The organism is Amycolatopsis sp. SB7-3 (assembly GCF_041021335.1).
In the GTDB taxonomy this organism is placed as follows: domain Bacteria; phylum Actinomycetota; class Actinomycetes; order Mycobacteriales; family Pseudonocardiaceae; genus Amycolatopsis; species Amycolatopsis japonica.
On sequence record NZ_JBFPJQ010000001.1, the window covers coordinates 673123 to 695496 of the forward strand.

The following is a 22374-nucleotide window of genomic DNA, read 5'->3' on the forward strand; positions in this document are numbered from 1 at the left end:
TTTTTATCGCGTACCTGTCGATTCGCTGTCAATAAATGAGGGCATAACATGGAATTACCCCCCGAAAGAAAGTTCCCTACCGACGGGGGTATCCGGCATCCTCAATCGCATCAATGGTTTAGACCACCTTGAGCCGGAAGGATGCGTCATGACCCAGACAGCCGCCGCCACGACCACCGAGGTTGGCCCGATCGCTCCGAAGTGGCAGGGACTGGCCCTCTCCGTGGTCCGCGTCGTGGTCTCGTTCCTCTTCCTCTGCCACGGTCTGCAGAAGATGGGCCTGTTCGACAAGGCCGCCGTACCGGTCGGCACCTGGCCGGGCTGGTACGCCGGGGTGATCGAAACGGTCGGTTCGCTGCTCGTCCTGGCGGGTCTGTTCACCCGCCCGGTCGCGATCCTGCTCTCGGGCACGATGGCGTACGCGTACTTCGTCGTCCACCAGCCCGACGCGCTGCTTCCGTTGCAGAACAAGGGCGAAACGGCCGCGCTGTACTCCTGGATCTTCCTGCTGTTCGCGGTGGTGGGGCCGGGCACCTACGCGCTCGACACCTTGCGCCGCCGCCGCAAGTCCTGAACACCCGCCGATGCCAGGAACGGTCCTTTCCTTGCGAAATTTGCAAGGAAAGGACCGTTCCTAGCACTCCGGAGGGGCGTCAGCGGCCCTGCGGCAACCCGGCGGCCAGGTCCGAAAGCGCCAGCACGTGCTCCATCAGCACGGTCAGCACTTGCTTCGTCGATTCGCGTTCCCGCGCGTCGCACAGCAGCAGCGGGACGTCCATGCCGACGTCGAGCGCCTGCCGGACCTCCTCGGTGCCGTAGCGGTACGCGTTGTCGAAGCAGTTGACGGCGACGACGAACGGCAGCCCGCGGCGCTCGAAGAAGTCGACGGCCGCGAAGCAGCTGTCGAGCCGCCGGGTGTCGGCGAGCACGACGGCGCCGAGCGCGCCTTCGGCCAGCTCGTCCCACATGAACCAGAACCGGTCCTGACCGGGCGTGCCGAACAGGTACAGGATCAGCTCGGGGTTGATGGTGATGCGGCCGAAGTCCAGCGCCACCGTGGTGGTCGTCTTCTTCTCGACACCGGTGAGGTCGTCGACGCCCTCGGACGCCGCGGTGATGACCTCCTCGGTGCGCAGCGGGGGAACCTCGCTGACCGAACCGACCATCGTGGTCTTACCGACCCCGAACCCGCCGGCGATGAGGACCTTGACCGCGTTCGCGGTCAAGGATCGCCGGGGCTCAGAGTTTCCGGATGCCATCAAGAACCGCCTGGAGTACGTGTTTGTTGGGGGTGTCGGTGACCGGGGTCGCGGTGCGGAACAGCACGAGGTTCTGTTCGATGAGGTCGCTCAGCAGCACCTTCACCACCGGCAACGGCAGATCGATACGCGCGGCGACCTCCGCGACGGACGTCGGTCTCTGGCACAGGTTGAGGATCCGCCCGTACTCCGGCTCGAAGCCCGCGACCTCGTGCGAGGAGCGCATGGCGACCACCAGGGTGATCAGGTCGAGGCCGAGCGTGTCCGAGCGGGTGCGCCCGCCCGTGACGGCGTACGACCGGACCAGCGGCCCGGCCTCCTCCTCGAACCACGACTCGTGCCGCCCGCTCATGGCGAAGTGGGAGTCGCGGCGCGGGGCGCCGAGGTGAGCACCGCGCCGACCCGCTTGACCATCAGGTTCATCTCGTAGGCCACGAGGCCCATGTCCGCGTCCTCCTTGGCCAGCAGCGCGAGGCACGCGCCGCGGCCGGCCGCGGTGACGAACAGGAAGGCGTGGTCCATCTCGACCATGGTCTGACGGACGTTGCCGCCGCCGAAGTGCCGTCCCGTGCCCCGAGCGAGGCTCTGGAACGCCGACGCGACCGCGGACAGGTGCTCGCCGTCCTGCTCCGACAGGTTCCCGGACCGTCCGATGAGCAGGCCGTCGGAGGACAGGACTACCGCCCTGTCGGCCCCGCTGACACGCTTGACCAGGTCATCCAGCAACCAGTCGAGTTCACTGACTCCCGCGTTGGCCATCTAGTCACGATCTCCGTACATGTCGAGGTCGGTGTAGTCGTCGGTGGGTTCGGTGTCCCGGGCGCGGCGCGTGCCCTGCTGGAACGCGGCGAGCCGGTTCCTGGCCAGCTCGGGGGTGTCCTCGCGGACGTCCTCGCGCTGGGCGGCTGGCCGGTCCTCCATCAGCTGGGGGACCAGGTTCGCCTGACGACGGCGCTGCGGCAGCGGTGGCCTGCCGGGCGCCTCGGGGCCGGGCCGCCGGGTCTGCGGCGGACGGCCGTCCTGGGGCCGGGTGTCGGCGGGCGGCCACGCCGGCGGCTGCACCGGCTGCGGCCGGGCCTCGGCACGCGCGGGTTCCGGGCGGATCGGCTCGGGCCGCGGCGTCTCCGGCCGGGGCACGCGCGGCGGGCGCGGGGGCAGCGGCGGCAAAACGCCTCCGGACTGCTCCGGCCCCGGCTGAGCCTGGGGCTGCGGCGCGACCGGCATCGGCACGGGCAGCTCTGGCCGCTCCGCGGGGAACTCGGTGCGGTGGCGGGCACGACGGCCCGGAAGCAGCGGCGCGGCCTCCGGCACCTCGGTGCTCTCGGGGTCCACCTCGTCCTCCGGCTCATCAGACGGGACCGGCGCGAGCAGGTCGGTGCGGACGAGCACGATGGCCCTGGTGCCGCCGTACGCGGATTCGCGCAGGTGCACGGAGATCCCGTGCCGTGCGGCGAGGCGCGCGACCACGAACAGGCCCAGCCGTGGCTCGGCTGACAACGCCATGATGCCGAAGTCCGGCGGATCGGCCAACATCGCGTTCAGCTCGGCGGCCTGCTCGGGCTCGATACCCAGGCCCTGGTCCTCGACCTCGATCACGACACCCTTGCCGACCACGTTGCCCCGCAGCTCGACGCGCGACTGCGGCGGCGAGAACGAGGTCGCGTTGTCGATCAGCTCCGCGAGCAGGTGCACGAGGTCGCCGACGACCGGGCCCTGCACCGCCATCGCGGGCATCTTCGCCGTCTTCACCCTGGCGAAGTCCTCGGTCTCGGCCGAGGCGCCGCGGGTCAGCTCGGCGAGCGTCACCGGCTTGCGCCACTGACGGCCGGGCTGGCCGCCACCGAGGATGATCAGGTTCTCGGCGTTGCGGCGGGCGCGGGTGGAGAGGTGGTCCAGCTGGAAGAGCGTGTCCAGCTGCTCCGGGTCCTCCTGCTTGCGCTCGGCCTGGTCGAGCACCTTGAGCTGGCGGTGCACGATGACCTGGCTGCGGTGCGCGATGTTGAGGAACACCGTCTTGGTGCCTTCACGGGTCCTCGCCTCTTCGACGGCGGCCGCGATGGCGGTCTGCTGCGCCTTGTTGAAGGCCTCGGCGACCTGGCCGATCTCGTCGTCGCCGTGGTCGAGGAAGTGACCCTTGTCGTCGAGGTCGACGGGTTCGCCCGCGCGCACCCGGTCCACCAGTTCCGGCAGCCGGATCTCGGCGACGTCGAGGGTGTCCTCGCGCAGCCGGGCCAGCCGTCCGATGAGCCGGTTCGACAGCCGCAGGGCGATGACGAACACGCCGATCGCCACCAGCAGCGCGATGGCCGCGGCGATGGCCGACGTGATCAGCGTCCGGTCGGCGTCGTCGACCGCCTGCGTCGTGGCCGTACCACTCTGCTCGACGAAGCCGCGCATCATCGCGTCGCTGACACCGCGCGCGGCCTGCAGCCACGTCTGCTCGGGGATGGGGAGCGTGGCCTTGCTGTTCTGCAGGAAGGTGTTCTCGACCGTGTTGACGGCCTTCCACGGATCACTCGCGACGAGCTGGTCGAACTTCGCCTTGACGTCCGGGAGCATCCGCGAGACCGACGACTCCAGCTGCGAGCGGTAGGAACCGACCTCCGTGACGTACGCGCGGTAGGTCTCGTCGGTGAAGCCGCCGCCCGCGACGGCCGCGGCGGCGAGGGCGTTCGCGCGCTGCATCTGGTCGATCGCGGTGAACAGCGGGACCGCCGTGATCCGCTGATACGCGTTCTCGGCGTTCGGCGCGTCCTGGGCCAGCCCGGTCAGACCGTCGACGAACTGGTCGAGGATCTGGTTGTAGAAGGTGAAGGCGTCCAGCAGCGGAAGCTGGCCGGAATCGGCCGACTGCCGGATCTGCGGCATCTTCTGGAGGAGCCCGTTCAGCGTGGCGATGTTGCGCTGCACGCTGTCGGGCGAGTCCCCGATGAACTTCTGCAGATGCGCGGCGACACCCTGGGCGGCGGCGTCGGTCTTGGCGCGCTGCTCGGTGAGCGTGGCGTGCTGCGACCGGTCGCCGGCGAGCTCGCGCAGCGCCAGGCGCCGCTCTTCCTGTACTTGGACGAAGAAGGGGAGAGAAGGGGCTTCCGAGTCACGGATCCGCTGCGCGTAGTCACGGCCATTGACCGCGTCGAAGATCAGGTACCCGCCGATCGCCAGACCGACCAGCATCAGCGCGATGCTCGGAATGAGCGCGATCGTCAGAACGCGCGAACGAATCGAAGAGCCGCGGCCTCGTCCAAGGGAAATCTGCTTCACCGTGGTCCGTTTTCCTTCCGGCAGTTATTGGTGTCGGGTCGCCGGGGATCTCATACCCGCGGGATCCGATAGCCGGATCAACACAGCGTGGTCCGCTCCGCCCGCGAAGACGCTAGGAGACCCAAACGGGTGAGTCAAGTCCGGACGCGAAGGGTAGTCGCATATGGCCGTGACCTGCTGACAAGAGGCGGACGGACCAGGAAAGTCCACCACGTGGGACGGGGCACCCGGCTAAGTGACCCACCAGTAGATCACCTGGCGGTTTAGCGCAGGCAGGGGCTTGATCGGCACTCTTCGGACACGATCAAGTCACACCTCACGGCGTCCGCGTCCCGGCGAAAAAGTCGACGAAAACTACTCGCCGTGACGTCGCTCACGCTTTCGGACCAGGGCTCCACATACCGTTCGGTTTGCGAACGACATCACCGCGGAGGAACGCCGCCGTAACACCCTTCGCGCCACGGAATCCAGAATTGCCGACGCTTATCACCGGGGATTCGGCGAAATGATCTTCCTCGGTGCGGCCGAGCTCGTCGTCGATGAGCGCCTCGACCCGTCCGGACGCCTCCCGCAGCATCCGGACGCCCGCCCAGCACAGGGTCGCCACCCCGCAGATCAGGATCGCGACGAGAACCGTCTCCACCGGGTACCGGGAGCCGAATTCGTTGAGCAGAAAACCGGAGGCGACACCGAACACGGCGACGACGACATAGGCGAACGACACGATCCCCTCCTTCTCCAGGCGCCGTGGCCCGCGCCTCACGGGTGAGACGGGCGGCGCGGGTTTTCCTTACGCCACAGGGGAAGGATCTACGTCACACTCGCGGCGAGAGCGAATGTCGAGATTAACAGCGGATTCGCGAAAGATCGCCCGTTCTCCCCCACCGGGGCGAGGCGATCACCTATTTGCCACCCATTTCCGAATGCGGTTCACCATTTTCACCACACCGGGTGTCACTCCGCGCTCAGCCGCGGAGCTCCCGCAGCGTCGTGACGGCGCGGAGCACCTCGCCGTACGTGGTGTAGAGCGGCGCGAGCCCGAACCTCAGCACGTTCGGCGGGCGGAAGTCGCCGATCACCCCGCGGTCGATCAAGGCCGCCATCGTCTCGGCCGCGTCGTCGTCGATCACCGAGATCTGGTGCCCGCGGTCCCGGCCGCGCGGGGTCGGGATCTTCGCGCCGTCGAGGAGCTCGTCCGCGCACCGGAAGAAGAAGTCACCGAGCGCGAGGCCCTTCTCCCGCAGCACGCCGCGGTCCACGCCGTCCCAGACGTCGAGGGCGGCGTCGAGCGCGAGCAGCGAAAGCATGTCGGGCGTGCCCGCGCGGCCACGCTCGATACCGGCGTGCGCCTCGTACGCGCCCCGCATCGCGAACGGGTCCCGGTCGCCGGCCCAGCCCGCCAGCGGCTGGTCGAACCGGTCCAACCATTTCGCCGCCACGTAAAGGAAAGCGGGCGCGCCGGGGCCGCCGTTCAGGAATTTGTAGGTGCAGCCGACGGCGAGGTCCACGCCTGTGGCGTCCAGCTCGACGGGCAGCGCGCCGACACTGTGGCAGAGGTCCCAGAGCGCCAGCGCCCCGGCGCGGTGCAGTGCCGCGGTCAGCCCGGCCATGTCGTGCGCGCGTCCGGTGACGTAGTCGACGTGGTTGATCAGCGCGACGGCCGTCCGCTCGCTCACCTGGTCGGGCATGTCCTCCGCGACCACCCGGCGCACCGTGCGCCCGGTCAGCCGGGCGGCCTCGTCGGCGATGTAACCGTCGGTCGGGAAGGTGTCGGCGTCGACGAGGATCTCGTCGCGGCCTGGCTGGAGCCGGGTGGCGGCGACCAGCGCCTTGAACAGGTTCACACTCGTCGAGTCCGCCACGACGACCTGACCCGGCGCCGCGCCCACCAGCGGCGCGATCCGCCCGCCGACCCGTACCGGAGCCTCCCACCAGCCCTCCGACCAGGACCGGATGAGCCGTCCGCCCCATTGCTCGCGGACGACCGCGGCGAGCCGACCGGCCACGTGCTTCGGCGGGGCGCCCAGCGAGTTGCCGTCGAAATAGGCGACATCCGCGTCGAGATCGAAGTCGTTTCGCTTGTGCGCCAAGGGGTCGGCCGCGTCCAGCGCCGCGGCCTCGGCTACGAGGTCAGTCACGGCCACCATCGTCGGCGAGAGTGTTCCAGAAGTCCAGTTCGTACGACTGGAAGAGCCGCGCGTGCGTCCGAGCGTCCTTTTCGGACAGTTCACCGACGTCGAGCGCGGCCTGCACGGCACGGACGGCCAGGTCTTCGAGCTCGGGCGACGGCGCGCCGAAGAAATCGAAGAAGGCGCATGCCTCGTCGTCGAAGCCGTACCGCTCGCGCATCGCGGCGGCGATCGCGGCGCAGTACCGGCCGAAGGCGGCGAAGTTCGCGACGATCGCCACGATGACGTCCGCCGGTTCGCCGTTGAGCGCCAGCCAGGCGACGAACGCCGGATACGCCTGACATCCCGCGCGTGGCTCGAAAGCGGGCGATTCCTCCGCGAGTGCCGCCAGCTTGCCGAGCGCCAGCCCCTCGCCCGAAGCCAAGGCCGCGAAGAACTCCCTCGCGTTCCGCTCCCCCGCACGCGAGGCGAGGTGCAGGAAACTCCGCCAGTCGCTGCGGACGATCCGGTACTCCTCCTCGGCGATCGCGGCGAAGACCGCCCGCGGCGCCTCGCCCGCTTCGACCGCCGGGACCAGCCTGTTCTCGCCGTCGCGGGGGGCGAGTTCCGCCTGGACCGCGTCGATCAACTCGCGTGCCGAACCGGTCATCGTCGAGGCTCCTCCTTGTTCGGGGCTGACGCGGTGAAAACGGAAAAGGTGGACATTTCGCGTAGCGCAACCGTGGCCGCGATTCTCTATCCAGCACTGCCGACAGCCCTTACAGTGTGCCTGATCAGGCAGCATCGAGGAGGCCAGCGTTGACCACCCAGCCGACCGTCGCCGAGCAGATCGAAGGCCAGACCATCCCCGCCCTGCTTCACCGCAACGCCCAGGAGTTCGGTGACCTGCCGGCGGTGACGTCACTCGACGTCGAGGGTAAGCCGACCCTCACCTGGGCCGAATTCCGCACCGCCATCGCGGAGGTGTCCCGCGGGCTCGCCGGTCTCGGGCTCGGCGTCCGCGACCGGATGCTGATCATGGCGCCGAGCAGCCCGGAGCACCTGATCGCCGACCTCGCCGCCGCCCATCTCGGCGCGATCCCCTGCACCGCGTACGCGACGCTGAGCCCGGAGCAGATCGGGTTCGTCGCCCGGCACAGCGCCGCCGGCGTCGTCGTCCTCGCCGGTGCCGACGAACTCGAACGCTGGTCCCAGGTCCTCGACGACCTGCCCGCGCTTCGGCACGTCGTGCTGCTCGACGCGTCCGTGATTCCCCAGGACGACAAGCGTTTCCTGTCCTTCGCCGACCTTCGCGCGGCGGGCGCCGAAGCGCACGCGGCCGACCCGGAGGCGTTCGAGACGGCGTGGTCCGCGATCACGCCGGACGACCCGCTGTCGATGATCTACACCTCGGGTACCACCGGCGACCCCAAGGGTGTCGTGCTGTCGCACCGCAACGCGATCTACCAGGCCGTCGCCGTCCAGAAGCTGCACGACTCCCCGATGCACGCCACGAACATCGCGTATCTGCCGCTCGCGCATATCGCCGAACGGGAACTGTCGATCTACATGCCGATCGTGTGGGCCGGGCACGTGCACACCGTCGGCGATCCGACGGGCGTCGTCGGCGCGCTGGGCCAGGTGCACCCGAAGAGCTTCTTCGGTGTCCCGCGCGTGTGGGAAAAGATGGTGGCGGGCCTGAAAAACCTGCTCGGCTCGCTGCCGGAGGAGAAGCGGAACGGCCTGATCGGCGCGAACGAACTGCTGCAGCAGGGCTACAAACTGCGCAGTGACGGCAAGGAGGTGCCGCCGGAACTCGCGGAGAAGATCGCGCAGACCGACGCGGCCGCGCTCGCGCCGGTGCGGGCGATGCTGGGTCTCGACCAGATCGAGGTCGCCTCCAGCGGCGCCGCCGCGCTGCCGGTGGAGATCCTGTACTTCATCGCCGGGCTCGGCGTCGAGATCCAGGAGGTCTGGGGACTTTCCGAGACCACCGGCGCGGTCACGTCGAACACGCCGACGGCGTTCAAGGCCGGTTCGGTCGGCCGCCCGCTGGAAGGTATCGAGGTGAAGGTCGCCGAAGACGGCGAACTCCTCGTCCGCGGCCCGATCGTGTTCCTCGGCTACCTGCAGGCGGACGGCACGATCAAACCGGACGTCGACGCCGACGGCTGGCTCGCCACCGGCGACATCGGGACGATCGACGAACGCGGTTTCGTCACGATCACCGACCGCAAGAAGGAACTGATCATCACCTCGAGCGGCAAGAACATCGCCCCGACGAAGATCGAAGGGCTGCTCAAGGAACACCCGCTGATCGGGCAGGCCGTCGCGATCGGCGAGAAACGGCCGTACGTCACGGCGCTGATCGTCGTCGACGACGAGATCGCGCCGGGCTGGGCGACCGCGAACGGCATCCAGCTCGCCGATGGCGAATCGCTCGCCGACAACGCCGAAGTCCGCGCGGAGATCGAGAAGGCCGTCGAGGCGGCGAACGCGCGGCTGGCCAGGATCGAGCAGATCAAGCGGTATCACGTGATCCCCAAGGCGTGGACGCCGGAAACCGGCGAAGTGACGCCGACTTTGAAACTGAAGCGGCGGATCATCAACGACCGGTACGCGCCGACCATCGCGGATCTGTACGCGGCCGCCACCCCTGAACCCGCCCCTGCCGCCGGCTCCTGACCTCTCGCGCGTGCCAGGAACGGTCCTTTCCTTGCGAAATTCGCAAGGAAAGGACCGTTCATTGCACGCGCACCGGGCCGAAAGGAGTCGCGACCGATCGGCGACCGCTGCTAACTTGCCGCCGTGGATCTCTTTTCCCGATCTTGGGCGGCGCTGCTCGCCGCCGTCGCCGAAACCCCCGACGAAGACTTCGACAAACCGTCCGGTTGCGCCGGCTGGCTGGTGCGGGACCTGGCGTGTCACCTCGTGATCGACGCCCAGGACGTGCTGATCACCCTCGCCACCCCCGCCGACACGGAACCGACGCGCGACGCGGTCACCTACTGGGAGGTCTCCGACGAACCTCCCACCGGTGAGGACGACCTCGACGCGCTGATCGTGCGGCTCGCCGCCGCGTATCAGGAGCCCCGGCTGCTCAAGTTCCACCTCGACGACGTCGGTTCCGCCGCCGGCCGGGCCGCCACCCTCGCCGATCCGGCGGCCCGGGTCGCCACTCGCGACATCGTCCTGACCGCGGGCGACTTCCTTTCCGCGTACGTCCTGGAGTGGACGCTGCACCACCTCGACCTGGTCGCGCATCTCCCGCACCTCGACGGCCCCGCCGCCGACGGCCTCGCCGAGACGCGGCGGATCCTGGAGGAGCGGACCGGCGAGAAGTTCCCCGAGTCGTTCTCCGACACCGATGCGCTCCTGGTCGGCACCGGACGCCGCGAAGCGACCGACGCCGAGAAGGCCACCCTCGGCGACTTGGCCGCGAAGCTGCCCTTCGTCATCGGCTAAACCGGACGACACGCGTGACTGGATGGCGAACTCGCGTGATCGGGGACGAGACTCGCGTGATTGGAGGCGTTCCGTCTCCGATCACGTGAGTTCGCCGCCTGATCACGCGAGTTCCGTCTCTGATCACGCGTGTCGTCCGTCTGATCACGCGTGTCACGCGGTTCGGGTCGACTCCGTCCACTTGCGGAGCCGGGGCGGGACACGCTTTTCGAGGCCGTAGTTCTCCAGGTGCGCGCTGAAGACCTCGTCGAAGGCGCGCTGCACGGTCTCGGTGTCCCACACCGGCCGCTCGAGGATGGGCTGCTTCAGATACGGCTGGCCCATGACGTGCAGCTGCGGCCCGTTGCAGCGGATCATCTGCCCGGTGATCCCGTCGGATCCGGAGCCGAGCAGGAAGAGCACGACCGGCGCGATCCGCGACGGCGTCCGGTCCGGCGGGCAGGCCCGCAGCGACCGTTCGGATTTCCACACCATCCGGGTGTGCGCGAGCGGGCAGACCGCGTTCACCCGGATGCCGCTCTCCTCCAGGTCGAGTGCCCAGGAGTAGGTCAGCGAAGCGACGGCGCCCTTGCTGGCGGCGTACACGCCGAGCTTGCGCTGCCCGAGCGACGCCCCGGACGAGATGTTGACGATCGAGCCGGGCGTGCCCCGCGAAACCATCGCCTTGATCGCGGCGAGCCCGGTGTACATGACGCCGAGGACGTTCACTTCGACCAGTTCGCGGGCCTGCTCGACGTCGTCCTCCCACGGCAGCGCCTCGTAGTTCAGGCCCGCGTTGTTGACCAGCCCGTCGATAGCGCCGAACTCCGCGAGACAGAGGTCCACGATCTCCTGCGCCTGCTTCGGATCGGCGACGCTGTGACCGCTGGCGACCGCCCTGCCCCCGAACCGGCGGATGTTCTCCGTCGTCCGTTCGGCGAGTTCGGCGTCGATGTCGTTCACCACGACGGCCCCGCCCGCCCTCGCCACGTGCACCGCGAACGCCTCGCCGAGGCCCCGACCCGCCCCGGTCACGACGACGGCCTTGTCGTCGAGCAAACCGTTCATCGCCTTCACCCCTTTGACCCAGCCGGCCTCCACCTCCAGACCGGTCTCTACTCAGTGTTGGACCATTCGGCCCAGCCGGACCTCCGGCGGCGGCGAACGGCGGCCCGGCTGCGCCGAGCGAGGGCGGGGCGATCGGCGCGGAGATACCCGCGGACGAGTCAGGCCGACATCACCCACCGGTCAGACGGCGTAGCCCGATCGGCCCAACAGGGGAAGGATCGGCCGGTCTTCTATTCGTCTCGCTGTAGCCGGAGGCATACTGAACGTTGTCCGGCGGGACGGCAACTGTGACTCCCTCGCTGACCACGTAACACGGCAGGCAAGAATGCGAGGAAAGCAAGTTCACCCGATCGGGGGGAGGTGGTCACGCAGTGAAGATGAACGCGGCGCCGCGGATGACCGCCGCCCTGGCGAACCGCGAGTTCCGCGCACTCTGGCTCGCCGAGGTGCAGTCCCTCATCGGCGACCAGCTCACCATCGTGGCGCTGGCGATCCTCGTCTACGACCGGACCGGCTCCGCGTTGCTGTCCGCGGTGGTCTACTCCCTGACCTTCCTGCCCGCGCTCGCCGGTGGTCTCGGCCTCTCCCAGCTGGCCGACCGCTACCCGAGGCGCACCGTCCTCGTCGTCTCGTCCCTGATCCAGGGCGTGCTGATCGCGATCATGGCGATCCCCGGCACCCCGCTCGCCCTGTTGTGCGGACTAGTGGTGCTGGCCCGGCTCGCGAACGCGCCCGGCAACGCGGCGCAGAACGCGCTGACCCGCGAGGTGTTCACCGACGACGACCTCTATCTGAAGAGCCAGGACATCCGGGGGATCTCGACCAACACCGCGATGCTGCTCGGGCTGGCGGGCGGCGGTCTGCTGGTGTCGCACGTCGGGGCGAGCTGGGCGCTGGCACTGGACGCCGCGACGTTCCTGCTGAGCGCGGCCGTGGTCCGCTTCTCGGTTTCCCGGCGGGCGGCGGCGTCCGACGGCAACGGCAGCTGGTTCGGCGCGGTGAAGCAGGTCTTCGGCAACCGCCATCTGCGGGTGCTGATCTGGTTCTCGTGGCTGGTCGGCCTGGCCGTCATCCCCGAGGGGCTGGCCGCGCCGCTCGCCGCGGAGATGGGTGTGGGGAAACAGGCCGTCGGCTGGCTGCTGGCCGCCGATCCGCTGGGATTCGTGATCGGGGCGTTCCTGCTGTCCCGATTCGTCTCGGCGGAACAACGAAGGAAGCTGCTCGGCGTGCTGGCGGCACTACCGATGGTCGCCCTGATCGCCTTCGCGCTCAAGCCGGGGCTGATTCCGGCGTTGCTCCTGCTGGCGGCGGCGGGTGCCGCGGGGGCGTACCTGATCACGGTGAGCGCCACGTTCATCACGTGGGTCCCGAACGAACTCCGGGGCGGTGCGGGTGGGGTGTACCGCACGGGATTGCGGGTGGCTCAAGGAATAGGGGCGGGACTCGGCGGGCTCGCCGCCGATCGGCTCGGGGCGGCGACCTCGGCCATCGCGCTGGCAGGCGTGGTCGGCCTGCTGCTGGCCGTACTGGTCGCGCTCAGCTGGGGCCACATCAACGGATCCAGCCCGGAACCGTTGCTGTCATGAGGAATCCACACTCGACACTGCTTCCACACTCGGCCCTTCACCACGTGGGCGAAAAGAAACGACACTCGATCAGAAGTCACGGCTCGACACTGTCCGACACCTCCCGGCCTCCTCGTTGCTGCGAACTAATACCTTGTCCGGGCTCAGAAGTCACGACTGGACACTATCCGTCACCCCTTCCGCGACGCGTCTCGAAAAACATTCAGCTGCCAAGATCAGAAATCACGGGACACGATTGCCACCTCCGGTCCGTGTTCGCGGGCACCCTTGCCGGTGTCGGACAACTGTTGCGATGGGATGATACCGGCCGTGGAATACGAACGGTGTATCAGTCGGTACCGGTGAGATTACTCAGCCGTGCCGTCCGGGCGGAAAAGAGGTAGCAATTGCCAGCCGAGACCGGCGACCGTCGCCAGCACGGTGACGGCACCGGCGACCTTGACGGCGCAACGGCCGCGGCCGCCGCGGACAGCGGTGTACCGGTGACCGAACGCGGGCAGGCAAGCCCGGAAGGTGACCAGGCCGGACCGCCGGAGCGCCATCCCTACGATCCCAGGGCGTGGGCGCTGTGGCAGCGGCCGAAGCGGTTCATCGCGTTCCTTTTCGCGATGGAGGCCATCGGAATCGCGATCATGGTCGTCGCGACGATGAATTCCACGAATCCGGGAAGAATCGACTGGGTTCGTTTCGCCATTCTCGCCGTCGGCGCCACGGCACATATTCAGCTCACTCAGCGTCAAGAAGAAAGACGACGCGATCGAAGTCGTACCGTCCTCATCGACCTCACCGCGGTTTGGACATTTCCGGCCGCGGTCATCCTGCCGCTTTCGCTGACGCTTTCCATCATCGCGATCGTCCGGATCCAGCATTGGTTCATCGCCCGGCGGCCAGCGCACAACTTCGTGTTCTCGTCGGTCACGCACGGCGTTTCGGTGACACTGGCCTCGCTCACCTTCGCCGCGTTCGGACCGCATGAATGGGGAAGGATTTCCGGCTGGGACACCCTCGGCGAGTTCGGTGTCCTGATCGTCACCGGGATGGTCTTCGAAGCGGTGCAGATCGCCTACATCGGCGGCATCCTCGCGATCGGCTCGCCGAAGCGGCCGTCACTGTCCACCGTGCTCGGCAACGCGGCGGACAACCTGCTGGAAGCCATCACGATCGGCCTCGGCGCGGTCACCGCGGTACTGCTGTTGATCATGCCACCGATGGTGATCGTGATGGCCGTGGTGACGGTGGTGTTCAATCGCCTCGCCGAGATCGACCAACTGCAAAACGACGCGCGGACGGACCCGAAAACCGGTGTTCTCAACATGCGCGGATGGTCGGAGTCGGCCGATCGGGCGCTCGGAAGGACCGCCCGATCGGACGACAACCTGGCACTTCTGATGATTGATCTCGACCACTTCAAGTGGATTAACGACACATATGGACACCCGGCGGGCGACGACGTCCTCCGCGATGTGGCGCGGAAATTGGACGAGGTCACCCGGCCCGCCGACGTCATCGGCCGGTTCGGTGGCGAGGAATTCCTCGTACTCCTGCCGGATATCGACGAAACGGCGGCCAAACTCGCGGCCGAGCGAGTGCGCAGCGCTATCGCCGAACTGCATATAGTGACTACCGACAAAAGGGGCAGCCGAGTGACCATCTCGGGCCGCACGACCTCGATCGGGGCGGCACTGTTCCCTCGTCACGGTGAATCCCTCGAAGAACTCCTGCACGCCTCCGACGCCGCCGTCTACGTGGCCAAGGAGAACGGCCGGAACCAGGTGCGCTTCGCCCAGGACGTCGACCGGCCCGCCACCTGACTCAGGGACACCCGGTGGGTGAACCCGGGGGTTATCCGGATGTCGGCCCCGATCGGCGGATGGCACCCTTGATCCCATGCCAGCGACAGCCGACGCCGCCGCTCGACCTGCCCGGATCCGGCGGCCATGGTCGACGTCGGGCTGGTTACTGCTGGTCACGGTGCTGGTGTTCGGTTTCGGTCTGATCGCGTCACGGCCCGCTTCGCCGCCGGACCAGGGCCCACCGACGGGTGATCTCCTCGCCGCGCAGAACGCGGTCGACGCGCTGGTGCGGCCGGGCCCGGTCGAGAACGTGATCGCCGAACTCCCCGCCGATTTCACCGCGGTCAGCGGCATCACCCCGGGGGTGATGACGGCGCGGGACGGCACCGTGCGCGCCGTCCACACCGACGGCGGCTGCTCGGCGCCCTGGGGTGACGACAACACCAAGTGGGACTACGCGGTTCCCTGCAAAGCCCATGACCTGGGCTACGACATCCTCCGCTACGCCGAACGCAAGGGGCACCCGCTCGGCCAGGAGGCGAGGGCGTCGCTCGACGACCGGCTCTCAGCCGACATGCACAACGCCTGCGTCCTCAACCCGATGGACTCACGCGGCACGTGCGACGTCGTCGCCTCCCTCTACACCGCCGGTCTGGTGCTCAACTCCTGGCATCAGCGCTGGGGTCCGCCGGTCGGCGACCCGCTCGGCCCGATGATCGTCGGCGTGCTGGTGATCGGCGCGCTGCTGGTGTTCCGCCTCCGCGGCTGGGTCCGCACCCGCCGGACGGCCGTCACGCTCCCCCGCGAACCGCGGCCGGTCGTCCCGGTCGGCCGATGGGCGTTGCTCGGCGTCGCCGGGGTCGCGCTCATGGTGCTCGGCGAATCCGCCGTCGCGCTCGCGCACTGGGCGGGGGCGCCGGAGCGGTCGTTGTGGCCGTTCACCTGGCTGGCCCAGCTCTGTCCGCTCATCTTCTTCGCGGTCGGCCGGATCAACGAGGCGGGCTGGCGGTCGATCCGCGCGAGCGGCGGCCGCTATCCGCAGTACCTCGCCGACCGGGCGAGCCCGCTGCTGCGCCCGGCGCTGATCTTCGCCGTGGTCGCGCTGGTCGTCCCGCTCGCGCTGGAGGTGCTGGGGATCCCGACGGGCACGAACGCCACGGTCATGCGGATCGCGCTGCATCCGCTCTGGCTGCTCGGCGTCTTCCTTCTCACCGTCGTCCTCGCGCCGGCGCTGCTGGCGCTGTATCACCGGACGCGGGCCGCCTCCGTCGCCGGGCTGCTGGCGCTGACCCTGGCGAGCGAGGCTGCCGCGCACTGGTCCGGCTCGGCCGTCCCCCGCTACGCGGAGACGTTGTTCCTCGCGCTGTTCGTCCAGCAACTGGCGTTCGCCCACGCCGCCGGTGCCCGCCCGTCACGCGGCGTCCTCGTGGCGACGGCGTTCACCGGCGCCGCCGGACTGGGCCTCACGGTCGCCGTCCGCGGCGAAGGACCGATGCTGCTCGGCGGTCCCGGCGCCCCGGCCGCGCTGTCGGGTCCGCCGTGGGGCGTGCTCCTGCTCGGCCTGGTGCAGCTCGCGCTCCTCGGCCTGCTCGCCCGGCCGCTGGCCCGGCTCGGCGGACGTCCGGCGATCGCCGCGGCCGCGCGTCTCGTCCTGCGCGCCCCGATGAGCCTGTACCTCGGCTTCCTCTCCGCGATGCTGCTGCTCGTGGCGGTCGTCTACCTGCCGGGGCCGTTCGTGGACGGGCTCAGCTGGCTGGCCCGCCCGAAGGTCCTGCTCGCGATGGCCCTGCTCGCCGTACCCGCCGTGCTCGTCTTCTGGTGGTTCGAACGGCATTCGGGGCCTCAGCAACGGGCGGTCGACGAGCCGGGTCTGCGGGCCATGGTGTTCTGCCGCGCGGCGGCGACGGTCGGCATGGCGTACTCGATGCTCGGCGTGTTCGGGTTCGCGCTGACCCGGTTCGGTGGTGCCTCGGCCGACGCCGACCTCCTCGGGATCCGGTTCGGACCGGTCCAGAGCCTGGTCAACCTGCTGCTCGGGGTGTACCTGCTGCACACCGTGCGCAACGGCACGAGCCGGATGACCGGGACCTGGCTGGTCTGCGCGGTCGCGTGCGCGCCACCCCTGATGACCGCCCTCGAAGGCGAGCGGGTGAGCGCCGCCTCCGTCGCGCTGCCGGTCGCGACGATCGTCGTCGCGATGCTCGCGGCGGCCGCCACGCTGGTCCCCGCCCGCGCGGCCCGGCGTGTCCTTCCCTGAACCACACGGCGCTGACCAGGGGATTTCCGTACCCTTGAGAGGAAACCGGTGGTGCGTGCCACATCTTCGGGGGGATGTGTAATCCTGCGACAACCCGCAACAGGCACCATGCGTCCCTTGAAGAGACCGTCGAACCGGTAACGACCAGAAGGAGCAGACCGCGTGGAGTACCCGCCTCGGAATGGGCATGGGGATCGACGTCCCGCCCGGCCTAGGCAGGACGCGCCCGGACGCGTTCCTTCCCGCCCGGCCCCGCCCCGTGGAGCCCGCCCGGTGCCTGCCCGGCAGTCCGCGGGCCAGCCGCCCCGGCGCCCGGCCCCGCGGCGCAAGTCGTTCCGCGGCCCCAAGATCGCCCTCGGCCTCGTGTCGTTGCTGGTGATGGGCCTGACCGGGTACGCGTGGGCCGCGATGGACGGTCTGACCTTCGCGAACGTCGGCATCGGCGCGGACGAAGGCGACAAACCCGCGGACGGCGCCCGCGACATCCTGCTCGTCGGCCTCGACAGCCGCACGGACGCGCAGGGCAACCCGCTGTCGAAGGAAGTGCTGGCCCAGCTGCGCGCCGGGCAGGCCGACGGCGAGCTGAACACCGACTCGCTGATCTTCGTGCACATCCCGAACGACGGCTCCAAGGCCGTCGCGATCTCGCTCCCCCGTGACTCCTACGTCGACATCCCCGGCGGCTTCGGCAAGCACAAGATCAACTCCGCCTACGCCCGCGCGATGCTCGACGAGCGCAAGAAGCTGCAGGAAGACGGCGTCTCCGACCCGAAGGAACTCGACCAGAAGGCCAACGAGGCCGGCGCGAAGACGCTGATCAAGACGGTCGAGCAGCTGACCGGCTCGACCATCGACAACTACGCCGCCATCAACCTGCTGGGCTTCAGCGAGATCACGCAGGCCATCGGCGGGGTCGACGTCTGCCTCAACGACGACGTCAACGACCAGTTCTCCGGCGCGAAGTTCACCAAGGGCCCGCACACCATCTCCGGCGTCGAGGCGCTCGGCTTCGTCCGGCAACGGCACGGCCTGCCGCGCGGCGACCTCGACCGGGTCGTCCGGCAGCAGGTGTTCATGGCCGGGATGGCGAGGAAGGTGCTCTCGGCGGGCACGCTCGCGAACCCGGGCAAGCTCAACGACCTGATCACGGCCATCAAGAAGTCGGTCGTGCTCAACCAGAACTGGGACGTCTTCGGGTTCGCGCAGCAGATGAAGAGCCTGACCGGCGGTCAGCTCGAGTTCCGGACGATCCCGATCGTCAACATCGAGTACAAGACCCCGAACGACGGCGTCGCCATCCAGGTCGACCCGAAACAGGTCAAGAGCTTCGTCCAGGGGCTCGCGGGCCCGCAACCCGGCGAACAGCAGCAGGCGCCGCCCGCCGAGTCGGCCAACAAGGCGACCACGGTCGACGTCCGCAACTCCACGAACCGGGACGGGCTGGCCTCGTCGGTGCTGAAGCAGCTCGTCGACAAGGGCTTCACCGCGGGCGACACGGCCACCGCCAGCGCGCGCAAGAAGACGGTGGTCTGGGTCGCCAAGGGTGAGAAGGCGGCGGGCCAGGCGGTCGCCGACGCACTCGGCGGCAACCCGACCGTCCAAGAGGACAAGAGCGTCGAGGCCGGGCACGTGATGGTCTTCCTCGGCTCGGACTTCAAGGCGCCGAGCGGCGCCGAAGGCTCCGGTTCCTCGCAGAACGCCGCCGGTTCGTCGGCCGCGGCTCCGCCGCCCGAGCAGTCCGACGAGAAGCCGATCACCGCCGAAGGTGTGCCCTGCGTCAACTGACGCGCTCTTCGAGCCAGGTTTGTTCACCCATTCGGCCCAACAAGCCAAAATAGATGGGAAAACCACCCCCGAAACCGCGTAAGAGCGGCGGCCCTGCCGACTTTCATACACGTGAGCGCGCTCGTCCCGGGTTTTGTCACACGGGACGGGCGGTGGAGAAGGTTGGCAAGGCAGGGGATGGGGAGTGCTGATCGACGCTGAGAGCTATCAGCGGATACTCGGAGACGAGCTCCGCAAGCTCCGCCGTAAACGTGGCTGGACACGCAAGGAACTGAACCAGCATCTGCAGAGCGAGATCTCGCTCCAGACGCTGGCCACCTACGAGCTGGGCACCCGGCACTGTTCCGTGGTGCGGCTGGTCGAACTGTGCGTCGCGATGGACGAGCTGCCACAGGATCTGCTGGCCAAGGTGCATCGGCGCGTGTTCGTGGACGAACCGGGCCGGGTGCGGATCGACCTGCGCCTGGTGATCAAGGACGAGCAGCAGGAACTGCTCCCGCTGCGACGGTGGGCCGACGACCGGCTCAAGAGATCGGGTGACAACGGCTCGGCCGAGGTCCACCTCGATTTCGCGGCGCTGGAACGGATGGCCGAGCTGTGCGGCATCCCCACCGTCGATCTCATCGGAAGGCTTCGCCGGCTCAACCCCTCATGAGCGCGGCATTCCCCGGTCCGTGAAGGCCATGCCCCCCATCTTGGCTTTCACGGACCCTCCCCCTTTCCTCAGCCGAGGAGTTCGTAGTCCTCGCGGCGCACCTTGCGGGTGTCGAGCCAGTACCGCCAGGTGAAGCCCGGCCAGATCGTGCGGTTGACGCCCTTCGCGTCGAGATACCAGCTCTTGCAGCCGCCCTGGGTCCAGATGCCCTTGGCGAGTTTGCGCTGGATTTCGTCGTTGAAGCGCTCCTGCGCCTCCGGCCGCGGGTCGAGCGCCTTGCCGCGCGCGAGCCGCAGCGCCTGCGCGACGTACGAGATCTGTGCCTCGATCATGAACACCACGGAGTTGTGCCCCAGCCCGGTGTTCGGGCCGAGCAGGAAGAACAGGTTCGGAAACCCGGACACGGTGATGCCCTGATAGGTCCGCATCCCCTCGGTCGCCCACTCCTTGCCGAGGTTGCGCCCGTCGCGGCCGATGATCTCCAGGTCGTCGAAGGCGTCGGTGACGTGGAATCCGGTGCCGTAGATGATCGCGTCGACCTCGTGCTCGACGCCGGCGCCGTCGACGACGCTGTGCTCGCGGACCTCTTTCACGCCGTCGGTGACGACGTCGACGTTGTCCCGGGCGAGCGCCGGGTAGTAGTCGTTGGAGATCAGGACCCGCTTGCAGCCCATGGTGTAGTCCGGCGTCAGCTTCCGGCGCAGCTCGGGATCCTTGACGCTCTTGAAGATGTTGCGCTTCGCGATGCGCTGGCCGATCTTCATCACCCACGGCTGCCCGTTGAAGCCGATCGCGCGGGCTTCGAGGCCCCAGTAGAGAACGTCGCGGAAGGCACGCTGCAGCAGCGGCACCGAGCTGAACGTCTTCCGGAGCGCTTCAGGTATCTCGCGGTCCGGCTTCGGCATGATCCACGGTGGCGTCCGCTGGAAGAGGGTCAGTTCGGCGACGTCCTTCGCGATCCGAGGCACGAACTGGATCGCGCTCGCGCCGGTGCCGACCACGGCGACCCGCTTGCCGGTGAGGTCGTAGTCGTGCTCCCACTGCGCCGAGTGGAACGCACGGCCCTTGAAGCGCTCGATGCCGGGCAGTTTCGGGATCTGCGGCAGATGCAGCGCGCCGACGCCGGCGACCAGCGCGGGCGCGACGAACTCGTCGCCCGACTTCGAGGCGACGTGCCAGCGGTTCTCGTCGGCGTCCCAGCGGGCGCCGGTCATCTCCTGGCCGAAGCGGATGAAGCGGTGCAGGTCGTACTTCGCGGCGACGTCGCGCATGTACTGCCAGATCTCGGGCTGCGGCGAGTACGCGCGGGACCAGCCGGGGTTCTGCTCGAACGAGAACGAGTACATATGCGAAGGGATGTCGCAGGCGCAGCCGGGGTAGGTGTTGTCGCGCCACGTGCCGCCCACGTCGTCGGCCTTCTCCAGGATGACGAAGTCCTCGCGGCCCTCTTTCCGCAGCTGGATGGCCATGCCCAACCCGGAGAAGCCGGTTCCGACGATGACGACACCGGTCTCGGTGCGGTTGCCCATGACCCCGACCTCTCGTTCGTATTACCTGTTACCGGGAGTTCACCTTACTCGAAGTAGGTTACCTTCGGTAGAGTGTTGTGGTGACGACGGCGAAGCGCAAACGCATGCCACGAGCAGAGCGGATGCGGCAAATGATCGAAATCGCTGAAGAAGTCTTCGCCGATCGCGGCTACAGCGCGGCGTCGATGGACGACATCGCGGAACGCGTCGGGGTGTCCAAGCCGATGCTCTACGAGTACTTCAACTCGAAAGAGGGGCTCCTGCTCGCCTGCATCCAGCAGTCGCGGGCGGCCCTGCGCGAAGTCACCGAACGGGCGACCGTCGGCGCGACGTCGGCCGAGGACGCGCTGCGGCGCGGACTGCTCGCGTTCTTCGTCTTCATCCGGGAACGGCGGCAGGCCTGGTCACTGCTCCGCCACGAGATGGCACTGATCGGGACCGGCGCCGCCGACGAGATCGAGCAGACCCGCCGCCAGCAGACCGACCTGATCGCCGCGCTGATGAGCGACCACCTCGACCAGGCCGACGACCTCCGCGCCGAGGCGTCCGCGGAGTTCGTCGTCGGGGCTTGCGAACGGCTCGCGATCTGGTGCGAGCGGCACGAGGACGTCAGCCCCGAAACGGCGACCGGATACGCGATGGACATCCTCTGGTCAGGCCTGTCGTCGAGGGCCCGCTGAAACGACTGTGAAGATGCTCGTGCATTAGGCCATTCGGTCGTCACTCAGAGCACATTGCCGCCAGTGTCTTGTGACACAGAGTTGTCCTACTGTATCGATGACACTGTAGAAAGTCTGATGGACAGTCGCGGCCTCCGTCAGGAGGGGGCGCCACCACCCGAAAGTGGCGTCATGACGGCGGCGTGACGAAGTCCATTGAGTGACGCATGCTCGCGAGGAGAGGGGTGAGGCGGATGACCGAACCGATCACCGCGTCGTACGTCCAAGAGGACGACGACTGGAAGGTCACGGTCAGCGGCTCCGGTAAGGAACTGACCGGTCGCGCGCCGGGCATCATCGCGGCACGGGACCGGGCCGACCAGCTGGTCGAGAAACTGTCCCCGCCGGAACATTCGACCGTGGTGCACCTGCTGAACGGCAGTGCACTCGAGTTCACCGCCGCCTACATGACGGCGAGGCTGACGCTCCCGGAGATCGAACCGCTCGAGGTTCCCCCGCCGTCGAACGGCAAGGCCAAGGAGAAGACCGGGGGCAAGCCTCCGGTGCCCCAGGGCAAGGAACTCCCGAAGGCCGTCGACGAGGCGAAGTCCAAGGAGAAGTCCGAGCCGGCCAAGACACCCGCCAAGGCGGCCCAGACCTCCTGAGACCTACTTCAGGAGTTTGCGGATCAGCAGGACGCCGATCAGCACAGCCCCGCCGATGAGCGGGTACTTCACCTTGGGCTCGTCCAGCTTCGCGCGCAGACCGGTCTTCGCGGAATCCACGAGCTTCGCGGGGTTCGCCTTCGTGCCCAGCTGGTCGAGCGTGGCCACCAGCGCGTTCCTGGCCTGCTCGATCTCACGCTCGATGGTCTCGGGATCGCGAGCCACGTGTCCTCCTCGCCGCGACGGACTTGCTGGAAGCCCACGTTAGAGGACGCCACCCCTCACCGTGGCACCGGCCACGCCGT

The 22374-nt window shown here is 68.4% G+C and carries 20 protein-coding genes; 10 read left to right on the forward strand and 10 right to left on the reverse strand.

Features of this window, described 5'->3' with window-relative positions; all coding sequences use genetic code 11:
• Positions 1-148: 148 nt before the first annotated feature.
• Positions 149-574 carry a DoxX family protein gene (locus tag AB8M46_RS03215; protein WP_378428381.1) on the forward strand — a complete coding sequence of 142 codons (426 nt, stop codon included), beginning with the start codon at positions 149-151 and terminating at the stop codon, positions 572-574.
• A 79-nt stretch (positions 575-653) separates the two neighbouring features.
• Here the strand turns inward: AB8M46_RS03215 and AB8M46_RS03220 are convergent, their stop codons facing one another.
• The 7 genes from AB8M46_RS03220 to AB8M46_RS03250 all read right to left on the reverse strand — a co-directional run bounded on the left by AB8M46_RS03220 (position 654) and on the right by AB8M46_RS03250 (position 7298).
• Positions 654-1259, reverse strand: a complete 606-nt coding sequence (locus AB8M46_RS03220; RefSeq protein WP_026466899.1) for an ATP/GTP-binding protein — start codon at positions 1257-1259, stop codon at positions 654-656.
• Complete coding sequence (locus AB8M46_RS03225; protein ID WP_016336739.1) at positions 1240-1611, reverse strand: DUF742 domain-containing protein; 372 nt, start codon at positions 1609-1611, stop codon at positions 1240-1242. The genes AB8M46_RS03220 and AB8M46_RS03225 overlap by 20 nt, the downstream gene beginning before the upstream one ends.
• A complete protein-coding gene (locus AB8M46_RS03230; protein ID WP_037341577.1) occupies positions 1608-2018 on the reverse strand; it encodes a roadblock/LC7 domain-containing protein in 411 nt (136 codons plus the stop codon). Before AB8M46_RS03230 ends, AB8M46_RS03225 begins: the two co-directional genes overlap by 4 nt.
• Positions 2019-4520: a nitrate- and nitrite sensing domain-containing protein gene (locus AB8M46_RS03235; protein ID WP_394359506.1), complete on the reverse strand. Its 2502-nt coding sequence runs from the start codon at positions 4518-4520 to the stop codon at positions 2019-2021. It abuts the gene before it with no gap.
• Positions 4521-4893: 373 nt separating this feature from the next.
• Complete coding sequence (locus AB8M46_RS03240; protein ID WP_394359507.1) at positions 4894-5244, reverse strand: hypothetical protein; 351 nt, start codon at positions 5242-5244, stop codon at positions 4894-4896.
• Positions 5245-5485: 241 nt separating this feature from the next.
• A complete protein-coding gene (locus tag AB8M46_RS03245; RefSeq protein ID WP_394359508.1) occupies positions 5486-6667 on the reverse strand; it encodes a kynureninase in 1182 nt (393 codons plus the stop codon).
• Positions 6651-7298, reverse strand: a complete 648-nt coding sequence (locus AB8M46_RS03250; protein ID WP_394359509.1) for a transcriptional regulator — start codon at positions 7296-7298, stop codon at positions 6651-6653. Before AB8M46_RS03250 ends, AB8M46_RS03245 begins: the two co-directional genes overlap by 17 nt.
• 149 nt (positions 7299-7447) lie before the next feature.
• Between AB8M46_RS03250 and AB8M46_RS03255 the strand changes: the two genes are divergently transcribed.
• Positions 7448-9313: an AMP-dependent synthetase/ligase gene (locus AB8M46_RS03255; RefSeq protein WP_394359510.1), complete on the forward strand. Its 1866-nt coding sequence runs from the start codon at positions 7448-7450 to the stop codon at positions 9311-9313.
• Positions 9314-9436: 123 nt separating this feature from the next.
• On the forward strand, positions 9437-10093 hold the full coding sequence (locus AB8M46_RS03260; RefSeq protein ID WP_394359511.1) for a maleylpyruvate isomerase N-terminal domain-containing protein: 657 nt from the start codon (positions 9437-9439) through the stop codon (positions 10091-10093).
• A gap of 153 nt (positions 10094-10246) precedes the next feature.
• Here the strand turns inward: AB8M46_RS03260 and AB8M46_RS03265 are convergent, their stop codons facing one another.
• Positions 10247-11140, reverse strand: coding sequence for an SDR family NAD(P)-dependent oxidoreductase (locus tag AB8M46_RS03265; RefSeq protein ID WP_037342529.1), 894 nt, complete (start codon positions 11138-11140; stop codon positions 10247-10249).
• A gap of 371 nt (positions 11141-11511) precedes the next feature.
• Between AB8M46_RS03265 and AB8M46_RS03270 the strand changes: the two genes are divergently transcribed.
• The 5 genes from AB8M46_RS03270 to AB8M46_RS03290 all read left to right on the forward strand — a co-directional run bounded on the left by AB8M46_RS03270 (position 11512) and on the right by AB8M46_RS03290 (position 19216).
• Positions 11512-12726, forward strand: coding sequence for an MFS transporter (locus AB8M46_RS03270; RefSeq protein WP_125734486.1), 1215 nt, complete (start codon positions 11512-11514; stop codon positions 12724-12726).
• Positions 12727-13112: 386 nt separating this feature from the next.
• A complete protein-coding gene (locus tag AB8M46_RS03275; RefSeq protein WP_037341564.1) occupies positions 13113-14537 on the forward strand; it encodes a GGDEF domain-containing protein in 1425 nt (474 codons plus the stop codon).
• A 76-nt stretch (positions 14538-14613) separates the two neighbouring features.
• Positions 14614-16776 carry a phospholipase A2 gene (locus AB8M46_RS03280; protein WP_394359512.1) on the forward strand — a complete coding sequence of 721 codons (2163 nt, stop codon included), beginning with the start codon at positions 14614-14616 and terminating at the stop codon, positions 16774-16776.
• Positions 16777-17154: 378 nt separating this feature from the next.
• Positions 17155-18561, forward strand: coding sequence for an LCP family protein (locus AB8M46_RS03285; RefSeq protein ID WP_051972773.1), 1407 nt, complete (start codon positions 17155-17157; stop codon positions 18559-18561).
• A gap of 184 nt (positions 18562-18745) precedes the next feature.
• Complete coding sequence (locus tag AB8M46_RS03290) at positions 18746-19216, forward strand: helix-turn-helix domain-containing protein (RefSeq protein ID WP_037341560.1); 471 nt, start codon at positions 18746-18748, stop codon at positions 19214-19216.
• Positions 19217-19284: 68 nt separating this feature from the next.
• Here the strand turns inward: AB8M46_RS03290 and AB8M46_RS03295 are convergent, their stop codons facing one another.
• The gene (locus AB8M46_RS03295; protein ID WP_350598463.1) at positions 19285-20745 is read right to left on the reverse strand and encodes an NAD(P)/FAD-dependent oxidoreductase; all 1461 of its coding nucleotides are present in this window, start codon (positions 20743-20745) and stop codon (positions 19285-19287) included.
• Positions 20746-20867: 122 nt separating this feature from the next.
• Between AB8M46_RS03295 and AB8M46_RS03300 the strand changes: the two genes are divergently transcribed.
• Both AB8M46_RS03300 and AB8M46_RS03305 read left to right on the forward strand, forming a co-directional pair.
• Positions 20868-21425, forward strand: a complete 558-nt coding sequence (locus tag AB8M46_RS03300) for a TetR/AcrR family transcriptional regulator (protein ID WP_199755033.1) — start codon at positions 20868-20870, stop codon at positions 21423-21425.
• A 233-nt stretch (positions 21426-21658) separates the two neighbouring features.
• Positions 21659-22069 (forward strand): hypothetical protein, encoded by a 411-nt coding sequence (locus AB8M46_RS03305; RefSeq protein WP_199749982.1) that lies wholly within the window; start codon positions 21659-21661, stop codon positions 22067-22069.
• A gap of 3 nt (positions 22070-22072) precedes the next feature.
• Here AB8M46_RS03305 and AB8M46_RS03310 read toward each other — a convergent pair whose 3' ends face one another.
• The gene (locus tag AB8M46_RS03310; RefSeq protein WP_005165704.1) at positions 22073-22294 is read right to left on the reverse strand and encodes a DUF3618 domain-containing protein; all 222 of its coding nucleotides are present in this window, start codon (positions 22292-22294) and stop codon (positions 22073-22075) included.
• Positions 22295-22374 lie beyond the last annotated feature (80 nt).

Bases quoted from the DNA above. Each gene is read 5' to 3' on its own strand.
- AB8M46_RS03215 (WP_378428381.1), top strand. From the start codon at position 149: ATGACCCAGACAGCCGCCGCCACGACCACCGAGGTTGGCCCGATCGCT.
- AB8M46_RS03220 (WP_026466899.1), bottom strand. From the start codon at position 1,259: ATGGCATCCGGAAACTCTGAGCCCCGGCGATCCTTGACCGCGAACGCG.
- AB8M46_RS03225 (WP_016336739.1), bottom strand. From the start codon at position 1,611: ATGAGCGGGCGGCACGAGTCGTGGTTCGAGGAGGAGGCCGGGCCGCTG.
- AB8M46_RS03230 (WP_037341577.1), bottom strand. From the start codon at position 2,018: ATGGCCAACGCGGGAGTCAGTGAACTCGACTGGTTGCTGGATGACCTG.
- AB8M46_RS03245 (WP_394359508.1), bottom strand. From the start codon at position 6,667: ATGGTGGCCGTGACTGACCTCGTAGCCGAGGCCGCGGCGCTGGACGCG.
- AB8M46_RS03250 (WP_394359509.1), bottom strand. From the start codon at position 7,298: ATGACCGGTTCGGCACGCGAGTTGATCGACGCGGTCCAGGCGGAACTC.
- AB8M46_RS03265 (WP_037342529.1), bottom strand. From the start codon at position 11,140: ATGAACGGTTTGCTCGACGACAAGGCCGTCGTCGTGACCGGGGCGGGT.
- AB8M46_RS03280 (WP_394359512.1), top strand. From the start codon at position 14,614: ATGCCAGCGACAGCCGACGCCGCCGCTCGACCTGCCCGGATCCGGCGG.
- AB8M46_RS03285 (WP_051972773.1), top strand. From the start codon at position 17,155: ATGGGCCTGACCGGGTACGCGTGGGCCGCGATGGACGGTCTGACCTTC.
- AB8M46_RS03295 (WP_350598463.1), bottom strand. From the start codon at position 20,745: ATGGGCAACCGCACCGAGACCGGTGTCGTCATCGTCGGAACCGGCTTC.
- AB8M46_RS03300 (WP_199755033.1), top strand. From the start codon at position 20,868: ATGCGGCAAATGATCGAAATCGCTGAAGAAGTCTTCGCCGATCGCGGC.
- AB8M46_RS03305 (WP_199749982.1), top strand. From the start codon at position 21,659: ATGACCGAACCGATCACCGCGTCGTACGTCCAAGAGGACGACGACTGG.